General features: G+C 30.0%; 8 protein-coding genes. 1 reads left to right on the top strand and 7 read right to left on the bottom strand.

The window, feature by feature from the left end; translation table 11 throughout:
• Positions 1-24 precede the first annotated feature (24 nt).
• The 7 genes from sepF to I6E31_12140 form a co-directional block, all read right to left on the bottom strand.
• Positions 25-381, bottom strand: a complete 357-nt coding sequence (gene sepF / locus I6E31_12170; GenBank protein MCF2640715.1) for a cell division protein SepF — start codon at positions 379-381, stop codon at positions 25-27.
• A 76-nt stretch (positions 382-457) separates the two neighbouring features.
• Positions 458-1,375 carry a penicillin-binding protein activator LpoB gene (locus I6E31_12165; protein MCF2640714.1) on the bottom strand — a complete coding sequence of 306 codons (918 nt, stop codon included), beginning with the start codon at positions 1,373-1,375 and terminating at the stop codon, positions 458-460.
• Positions 1,376-1,387: 12 nt separating this feature from the next.
• Positions 1,388-2,329: a bifunctional oligoribonuclease/PAP phosphatase NrnA gene (locus I6E31_12160; protein MCF2640713.1), complete on the bottom strand. Its 942-nt coding sequence runs from the start codon at positions 2,327-2,329 to the stop codon at positions 1,388-1,390.
• Positions 2,330-2,341: 12 nt separating this feature from the next.
• Positions 2,342-4,270 carry an HPr(Ser) kinase/phosphatase gene (gene hprK, locus I6E31_12155; GenBank protein MCF2640712.1) on the bottom strand — a complete coding sequence of 643 codons (1,929 nt, stop codon included), beginning with the start codon at positions 4,268-4,270 and terminating at the stop codon, positions 2,342-2,344.
• Positions 4,271-4,303: 33 nt separating this feature from the next.
• A complete protein-coding gene (locus tag I6E31_12150; GenBank protein MCF2640711.1) occupies positions 4,304-5,053 on the bottom strand; it encodes a hypothetical protein in 750 nt (249 codons plus the stop codon).
• Complete coding sequence (locus I6E31_12145) at positions 5,046-6,281, bottom strand: bifunctional folylpolyglutamate synthase/dihydrofolate synthase (GenBank protein ID MCF2640710.1); 1,236 nt, start codon at positions 6,279-6,281, stop codon at positions 5,046-5,048. Before I6E31_12145 ends, I6E31_12150 begins: the two co-directional genes overlap by 8 nt.
• A 29-nt stretch (positions 6,282-6,310) precedes the next feature.
• Positions 6,311-7,006, bottom strand: a complete 696-nt coding sequence (locus tag I6E31_12140) for a 5'-methylthioadenosine/adenosylhomocysteine nucleosidase (GenBank protein MCF2640709.1) — start codon at positions 7,004-7,006, stop codon at positions 6,311-6,313.
• 154 nt (positions 7,007-7,160) lie between these two features.
• On the opposite strand from I6E31_12140, the gene I6E31_12135 reads away from it, so the two are divergent.
• The gene (locus tag I6E31_12135; GenBank protein MCF2640708.1) at positions 7,161-8,045 is read left to right on the top strand and encodes a lysophospholipid acyltransferase family protein; all 885 of its coding nucleotides are present in this window, start codon (positions 7,161-7,163) and stop codon (positions 8,043-8,045) included.
• The last annotated feature ends 104 nt before the right edge of the window (positions 8,046-8,149 follow it).

The following is an 8,149-nucleotide window of genomic DNA, read 5'->3' as shown; positions in this document are numbered from 1 at the left end:
AAATCACTGGAGTTACTTGAAAATTTATTTGTTTTTTCCACCAACACTATTTGACAAAGAGCCTTTTGTTTTATAAGATGGAATTATCTCTTCCTCTTCATCATATCTTGAATCTAAAGTACTTCTTCTTTCTCTATCATCAAAATAGAAGCTTTTATTTTTAGGAATTGTACAGAAAACTTTTTCACCAGGATTTACTATTTGTCCCTCTTTTATAAATACAGCTCCACTTATATAGTCAAGAATTCTTTGTGACTCCTCTTCTTTTAAGTCAAATAGATTTATATGTACTATTTTTTCCTGTTTTATATACTCTACACATTTTGTACAATCCTCAAATTTTGAAGGTTTTATAAAAACGATATCATATTCTTTCTCCATGTTACTCTCTCCTTTACCCTTTAATTAGAACAACTATATAATAAGAATACTATTTTATTCTATTTTTTTCAACTTTTTATTTTTTTATCTTTACAATAGCTGGAATTGTAAAGTTTTCTCCACTATATCTTAAAGTAGAGGCATCTTCTCCTATATACCCAGTAACTACTGCATTACCAACTAATTTTTCTTCATAACCTAGTATCTCTCCCCTATATTCAATAGGAGCTCCTAGTTTATATACTTCCATCTCTGTTCCAATTCTTAAATTGCTGTTTATTCCAGAGTTTATAATAATATTACTTCCAGATTTTTTAACAACAGCAGCACTCCAAGGTGTTGAGTCAACTCTTCTAACTATCTTTTCAACTCCTTGAATTACAGCAGCTCTAAAAGCTTCCTCTTCTAAACTATTGTATGAACCATAAGTTCCAGCTCCTAAAATTGTACTAAACTCAACTCTTGAGCTTCCCTCTCCAGTTTCAGTCCAAACTTTTCCATTAGTTACATCTATAACTTTTAATTCAATTACAACTTCTGCCCTTTGCTCCTTGCTCTTAGAGATAATAGATTTATTACCTGTTGTATTTAGTGCATATTTAGTGACACTTCCAACTACAATATAATCTGTATCTAAGAATTTTTGTCTAGCTAAAAGAGATTTTTGTCCTAATGAATCTGAAAAAGCAAGTTCTTCCATAACGGTATCTAAATCTTCTCTCTCTAACACTGTAAATCTTCCTGTATTGGAGAACTCAGATACTAAGATATCCTTTGTTGTAGAATCAGTTCTAGGAGTTCCAAATCTAGTATAGTTTTTAACTTTACCTATAACCACTCTACTTTTTGGAAGTTTGTTTTCTTTGTAACTGTCATATTCTCTAAGAGCTGTTATCTTATCATCTTTTCTTATACTACTCTCTATAGTTGTTTTACCACAACCAACAAGTGCAAAGAGTACAGTAGCTAAAATCAACAATTTTTTATTTAACATCTTTAACACTCCCTAAAGATTTTTCATCACTATTTTTAAAATCTCTTCTGGTGGAAGTTCACTTGAGAAACCAGCAGCTTTCTTATGTCCTCCACCACCAAATAAAGCAGCAATTGCATTTACGTCTTTATCAGTTTTACTTCTCATACTTCCTTTAATCATTCCAGGCTTATCTTCTCTCAAGAAAAGAGAGATATCAGCTTTTTCATAAGAGATTAATTTTTCAACTATATTTTCAGTATCTTCTTTTCTTCCACCAACTTTTAACATATCTTCATTTGAAAGGAAGAAGTAAGCTAACTCTTTTTCTGGATAGAACTCCATCTCATACATAGCTTGTCCAAGAAGTTTCATAGCAGCCATACTCTGTCTATTCCAAAACTCCTTAATAATTTTAGAGTTATTAACCCCTATATTTACAAGATCTCCAGCCATTTCAAAAGTTTTTACAGTTACATTATCATGTTGGAAGTTACCAGTATCATTTACAAGTCCAACATATAATGCTTCTCCCATATTTACATCAATATCTATATTACAGAATTTTAAAAATCTATAGATAATCTCACTTGTTGAAGATATATTTAAAACATAGTTTAAGTTTGCATATTCAGGGTTGCTAATATGATGATCTATATTAATTATATAGCTATCTTTTATTAGATCTTTCATTACACCAGTTCTCTCAATAGTTGCACTGTCTACACATATAGCTAGATCAAAATCATACTCTTTTTCACTATCATATAGTTCTACTCTATCACTTAGTTTTAAAAATTTTACTCTATCAGGTATCTTATCTTGCAAAATAAATCTTACATTACAATCTTTATTTAATTTTTCTATTCCACCTAAAAGAGCTAATCCAGCTCCAATAGCATCTCCATCAGGATTTACATGAGCAGTTATAATTATTTTTTTGCTCTCTAATATCTTTTCTTTTATCTTTTGCATTATTCCTCCAAACTATTCAGTTAATAGTTTTCTCTCTTCTTCTGTCATTCTCTTCAATCCTTCACGATAAAGTTTTTCAGGATCGTGTCCAAGTTTAATTGCCATCAAGTTCATAACTGCTATCTCTACCATAGCAGCAGCATTTCTTCCTGAAGAGATATATAAAATAAATTTAGCTATCTTATTTCCAAGAATTTCAGAAGATGTACTTTGATAATCTACTGCTGTCATATAGTTATCTCTCTCTTGCTCTTTAAGCTCAATAATTATATCCAATTTCTTATTAATTCTAACAGCACCTAGACCATAAAGAGTTTTTATATCTATTATTCCCAACCCTCTAATCTCCATAAAATATGGAAGAGTAGCTGATTTTCCAATTATATCTCCACTTACATCTTTAACAAATTTTACCAAGTCATCTGCTACAAGTCTATGTCCTCTATGAATTAACTCAAGAGCAGTTTCACTTTTTCCAATTCCACTTCTACCTACAAGAAGTACTCCAAAACCATAAAGTTCTAGAAATACTCCATGTAATGAGATACTTGGTGTGAAATATGTTTCTAAAAATCCATTAAAATTTGCTATTATTTGAGAGGCTTTTCTATATGGAGCTCTACATAAAATAGTATTGCTTTCCTTGACTAATTCTAAGAAATAATCTGGCACTTCAACATCTGAAGTAAGTACTATTACTGGAAAATTAAACTCAAAATATCTTTTTAAATTCTCTATTCTTTTGTTTTCATCTAAACTACTTAAATATTTAAACTCTACTTTTGAGAATAGTTGTACTCCTGTATATCCTTCATCTTCATACATATCAACATATCCAGAAAGTGCCAGTGATGGTCTGTGAATACCAGTTACTTTTATATATGTATTCTCTAGCATCTCTTCACCATGAAGAACTTTTAAGTTAAATTCATCTTTTAATTTCTTTACTGGAAGTTTTTTCTCATTCATATTTTCTCCCTGTTTAGCCTTATTTGCCTTTATTATCTTTTGAGATTCTTTCATAAAATATTCAGCAGAATTTACACCCATTTTCTTTAATCTATAATTTAAAGCTGCTGTTTCTAAAATTATAGCAAGGTTTCTTCCTCTTCTTACAGGTATTACAAGCTTTAAGATTTTTTCTCCTAAAAACTCCTCATAAACCTCATCCAATCCTAATCTATCATAGAATTTTTTTTCATTCCACTCTTCTAAAACTACAAGCATATCTATTCTTTTCATCTTTCTTGTAGCTTTGATTCCAAATTGAGTAGTGACGTCTATTTGACTTCCATCTGTATTTTGTATGAAGAAGTGGCTATCCATTTGAGATTTATCAAAACGGTTGTAACCCTCTAGATCGTTTTCAGCCATTCTTCTGATAATAAGATTATTATCTGTAACAAGTTTATGTCCTCTTTCTAGCAGTTCAATAGTAACTCCAAGTTTTGCATCTTCATAACCAGTAAGGAGAACTCCAACTCCCATAATTTCAAGGAGCATATACCCATTTATCATCTTTTCTTCTGCTAACTCTTTAGAAAGGAAAAACTTTAGCTCCCTTATTGTTTTTGTAGTTCTCATAGGACTTTTTAAGATTGTCTTATTATTTTTCTTAGCTCCAGCAATCATCTCAGGAGTAACCTTTGTTTCAGCTGTTATAATAAGAGCAGGGAACCCATATGAGAAATATTTATCCCACATCTCAGCTTTTTTTTCACAAGGTAGAGTGTCTACAAATCTTGCCTCTTTTTTACCATAAATATGTAGATACTTATTTAACTCTTCGCCTTTCTCATCAAAAAAACCTATTAACTCATATCCTACATGGTATAAACTAGGGAGTTTAAGTTGAAAATCCAAATCTCCCTCATTTATAACTTCCATATTAAAATGTTCCACTAATTTTCTAACTGTAAATATCTCTTCAAATTTTCTCATAATTTACAACTCCTTTTACTGAGAAAAATCTTATTAATTTCCTAACATCTCTATCTCTTTAAAACCACTACTTTTCTCTTTTTTAGGTTGCTCATTTTTTATGTTTGAATTTATTTTTTCCTCTTTTATCTCTATATTTTCCTTAGGTTTTTCCACTTTTCTTTCAACTTCATGGATCTTTACCTTAGGAAGATCTTCACGTTTTTTAGTAGTTTTTTCTATACTCTCAATCTTTGTTTTTTTTATATTTACAGCTCCCTTTGGAATATTTTCTTTACTCTCTTTTGAGACTGTTTTATTAACTTTTTTAACTACTTCCTCTTTTTTTACACTCTCTTGAACCTTAGGTTTTTCAACTATTTTTTCAACAGGCTTACTCTCTTTTTTATCTGCTACACTTTCATTAGAATTAGGAGCTACATCTTTTGAACTATCTTCTTTTAATTTCTCTTCAGCTAATTTTTCTGCCTCTAATTTTTTCTGTTCTTCCATAGCCTTTAACTCTTCTAATTTTCTTAGCTCTTCAAGCCTTTTTTCCTCAGCCTCAAGACGTTTTTTCGCTTTAAAATTTCTATCCTCTTTCATATAGTTTTTGTCTAAATAGAAGTTATCCTCTCTTCTAACAAAAGAGTTTGCAACTTTAGTATAAAGAGTTTCCTTTTTATTTTCTATTCCTCTTTTTACCTTTTTATACTCCTCATACATCTTATATTCATAAAATAGAAATCCAAAGAACACAACAAGTTTAATAAAAAAAGAAAAAGCTCCACCTTTTTTAGCCATTTATTTCCTCTTTAAATTTACTTAATAGATAGAATGATCCGCAAATTAGAATAATTTTCTTATTCATATTTTTTACTTGTTCAAAAGCTTTTACTATATCATTTTCTATACTACAACCTCTTTTATCATCTATAAGAGCAAAGATCTCCTCTCCCACAGTTCCACGAGGATTTTCAGCTAAAGATGTAAATATTATATTTGAAGTTACAGGTCTTAAAATCTCTAATATACGTTTTCTATCTTTATCTTTTAAAATTGAAACTATTGCTACTACCTCATCAGGAGAAAATCCCTTTTCTACAACTTTTTTAAGTTCTGTCATTCCATCAGGGTTGTGTGCCCCATCTAAAACAACTAACGGATTTGAGCTATATCTTTCAAATCTACATTGCCATACAGTTTTTTCACTAGCTCTTTTTATTGCTGCTTTATCAATTCCTAGCTCAACAGCTGCTTCATATGCACATAGGAAATTTTTTACTTGATACTCTCCAAATAGTGAGAAGTTGTAGATCTCATCTCCTATCTCAATTTTAGTAACAAAATTATTAAAATCTAAGCTCCATTTTCTATTTGCATATTTATCTAAAACATTTACAACATGGGCATTTTCTTCATATATAGCTTTTAAAAACTCTGGGTTACTATCTGCAACTATAACCTTTGGTGTATCTTTTATAATTCCAGCTTTTTCCTTTGCTATTTTGTAGATAGTATCCCCTAGATATTCAGTATGATCTAATGTGACATTTGTAATTATGCAAAGCTCTGCATCAACTACATTTGTAGCATCAAATCTTCCCCCCATACCAGTTTCAAGTACTACATAGTCAGCTTTTTTATCTTGGAAATATTTAAACATCATAGCAGTAGTTACTTCAAAAAATGTAGGTTTTACCCCTGCCTTTGCAATAGCTTTTTTAACTTCATCATAGTAATAAGCTATCTCTTCATCTGAAATATCCTTTCCATTCATTCTAATTCTTTCATTAAATTTCAAAATGTGTGGAGATGTGTATTTTCCAACTTTATACCCAGCTTCAAGAAGTATAGTTTCCAATGTTGTAGCAGTTGATCCCTTACCATTAGTTCCTGCTATATGAATTATCTTATAACTCTTTTCTGGATTTCCTAACTCTTTACAAATTTTTTCTATATTTTCTAAACCTAATTTTATTCCATGCATAGAATAAGAGTAAAGTTCATCTAATAATTGATCTATATTCATTTTTACCTCTTTATTTAATTAAATCTCAACTATATTCTTTCTAAAATTCCTTCAATTATTGTTTTAGAATTTTTAGCAGCAAGTTTTACAAATTCAGGGAAATCTACTTTTGCATCGTGGTTAGCTTTGTCAGATATAGCTCTTATAATTAGGAATGGCATTTTAAATACATGGCAAACATGAGCCACAGCAGCTCCCTCCATCTCTGTACAATCAGCATTAAAAGTATCTCTTAACCATTTTATCTTTTCAACTGATGCAACAAACTCATCTCCACTAACAATACGTCCCTTTCTAACTTTTTCTCTTCCAAATTTTTCAACAGCAACAGAGTAAGCAAGATCTACAAGGTCTTTATCAGCTTCAAATATATATGTATCCATTCTAGGAATTTGACCAAGAGCATATCCAAAAGCTGTACTATCAAAGTCATGTTCTATTTGATCTACTCCAATAACAATATCTCCTATATTGATATCTGGATTTGTTCCACCTGCTACTCCTGTAAATAGAACCTTTGATACTTTAAAGTGTTCTATCATTAAAGTTGCACATATAGCAGCATTTACCTTTCCAATTCCACCTTCAACTAATACAACCTCTTTATTTAAAAGATTCCCCTTAAAAAATTCAAGATTTCCAATTTTTTCAACTTGAATATCAGTCATAATATTTTTTAATTCTATTACCTCTTCATTCATTGCTCCAATTATACCTATTCTCACTATTTTTCCACCTCTATATTAATTATTTTTTGTTTTTTCTTCTTTTAAAATTATATCATATGAACACTTATTAAGCAATTAAGATACCCAAATTTCTAAATTTATGTTATAATAATTTAGTATTAATATTTTAGTGTAGGTGGTACTTTTTATGATATATAGATTACAATACTGGATAGTTATGATTTTTAGATTTATTCTTCTACTTTTCCCTCAGAAATTGAGATTTAAGTTTGCTGAATTTTTAGGTTGGTTAGGATATGTAGCTATAAAGAAACGTCGTGAAACTGCTCTTATGAATCTGAAACTAGCTTTTCCAAATAAAAGTGAGAAAGAGAGAGAGGAGATTGCTCTTGAATCATATAAGATTATGCTGAAAGCTTTTCTGTGCTCACTTTGGTTTAAAGAGTATTTCAAAAATAAGGAAAATGTAAAAACTGTGAATAAAGAAGCCTTTGAAAAAGCTTATGCAAAGGGAAAGGGAGTTATCGTTGCTCTTATGCACATGGGAAATATGGAAGCAAGTGTAAAAGCTGTTGATGGTTATAGCCTTGTTACAGTTGCTAAGAAACAAAGAAATCCATATATTGATGAATTTATTACAGAAAGCAGAGAACGTGATCTTAACTTAACTCTTTTGAAGAAAAGTAAGGGAACAAGTAAAGAGCTTATTAAAAGACTGAACAATCAAAATATTATTGCTCTTTTTAGTGACCATAGAGACAAGGGAGCTATTGTTGACTTTTTTGGTGAAAGTGCAAAAGCCCCTACTGGTGCTGTTTCTTTAGCTCTAAAATTTGATATTCCACTACTTTTAGTTTACAATACTTTCAATGAAGATAATAGTTGTACTGTCCATGTCTTAGATGAGATTGAACTTATAAAAACTGATAGTTTTAAAGATGATGTTATCAATAATACACAAAATCTTATTCATAAAATGGAAGATGTTATTAGAGAGTATCCTGAACAATGGATGTGGTTCCATGATAGATGGAATCTATATAGCAAATATTCTAAGTTAAAAAAGAAGAAGTAATTTCAAAAAGAAACAAGGAAAAATTTCATTCTCCTTGTTGAGAATGTGAAAAAAAGTCTGTAAATTAAAATAATAAATGCTTTAAATAGCTTTCTATGATAAAA

The organism is Fusobacterium varium, from assembly GCA_021531615.1.
In the GTDB taxonomy this organism is placed as follows: Bacteria; Fusobacteriota; Fusobacteriia; order Fusobacteriales; family Fusobacteriaceae; genus Fusobacterium_A; species Fusobacterium_A varium_C.
This window is presented reverse-complemented; position numbering and strand designations above follow the sequence as displayed.